General features: G+C 70.3%; 1 protein-coding gene. It reads right to left on the bottom strand.

Annotated features, from left to right (window positions below):
* Positions 1–1,431 (bottom strand): CHASE2 domain-containing protein (locus JMF90_RS36735; RefSeq protein WP_201326309.1); only part of this gene is annotated, 1,431 nt, incomplete at its 3' end.
* Positions 1,432–1,487: the final 56 nt, after the last annotated feature.

Raw genomic sequence — 1,487 nt, forward strand, 5'->3', positions numbered from 1 at the left:
GCGCCCTTCCGGCAGCGGCAGCGCGAGCCGCGACCCGTAGCGTTTCGCGGCATGGTTGGCGATCAGCACGGTGCCGGCGAGGTCGGTCACGAAGATCGGCTCGGGCATGCTGTCGAGGCTGTCCCACACGAAGCGCTTCATGTCCTGCACACGCTGCGCGGCCTGCGCCATCAGCGCCATCTGCCGCTCCAGCACGTCGCCGCCGACGCTGCGCGTGCGCGGCGCCTCGGGCAGCAAGTGCGGCTCGTCGGCGAGCTTCTGCAGCTCGCGGCGCAGGTACGACATCGTCATTTCCAGCCGCCGCCAGTTCCAGATCGGATAGACGGCGATCAGCCCGAAGATCGCGGGCGCCGGCGTCAGCCAGATGCGCGCCTCGAACAGCAGCGCCAGGCTCGCGACGATGGCGAGCGCGGCGAGGCTCAGCGTCAGCAGCAACGCGCGCCACGGCGACAGCATCAGGAAGCCGCCCAGCAACACGGCGAGCGGCAGCAGCGACGCGACGAACAACCCCGCACGCGACGCGGGCGAAATCGCACTGCCGGTCGCCAGCATGTCGAGCACGTTGGCATGGATATACACGCCGGCGAGCGGGCCGAACTCGCCGGACACCGGCGTCGCGAAGCGATCGTACAGCCCGGATGCCGTCACGCCGACGACGACGATCTTGCCGCGCAGCGCGTCGGGTTTCACGCGCCCTTCGAGCACGTCGTCGAACGACAGCGTCGGATACGCGGGCGTATTGCGGCTGAACGGAATCAGGTAGCGGCCGTCGCCCGCCGCATCACGCGACAGGTCGTGCGCGTCCGCGCCGGGCACGCCGCCGACCGGGTGCAGCCGGCCGGCCTGGATCGCGCGATAGACGGGCACCATCAGTTGCGGCCAGCGCACGCGGCCGTCGCTTTCGAACAGCGCGACGCTGCGCACGATGCCGTCGCGATCGACTTCGAGATTGATATGGCCCAGCCCCGTCGCGCGCGCGGCGAGGGCGGCCACCGGCGGATCGACGGAGCGCGTGCCGTCCGCCTGCTCGGGGCTCAACAGCACGGGCAGGAAGGTCGGCACGCGGCTCATCGCGTCCGCGAACGCGCGATCCTCCGACGATGGTTCGGTAAACAGCACGTCGTAGACGACCGCGGCCGGCTGCGCGCGCGCGAGCGTATCGAGCAGCCGCGCATGCACGTCGCGCGGCCACGGCCAGCGGCCGAGCGCGGATACGCTCTGGTTGTCGATGTCGACGACGACCACGTCGGGCGACAGCGGCAGGCTGCGCAGCATCAGCAGCCGGTCGTAGATCAGCCCGTCGACGCTCGACGACAGGCGGCCGAGCGCGCACACGAGAATCACCGCGATCCCGAGGCAGCCGATCGCGATCCATTCGATCAGGAAGCGGCGGCCGAGGTGCCGCCGCGGAGAAACGGAGTCGGGTTTCATGCGCCGCGGATCAGCGCGACAACGTGAACGCGCTGACCGGACTGGTCTTCTCGTAG

Source organism: Burkholderia sp. E168m23 (genome assembly GCF_016586125.1).
Taxonomy (GTDB): Bacteria; Pseudomonadota; Gammaproteobacteria; order Burkholderiales; family Burkholderiaceae; genus Burkholderia; species Burkholderia orbicola.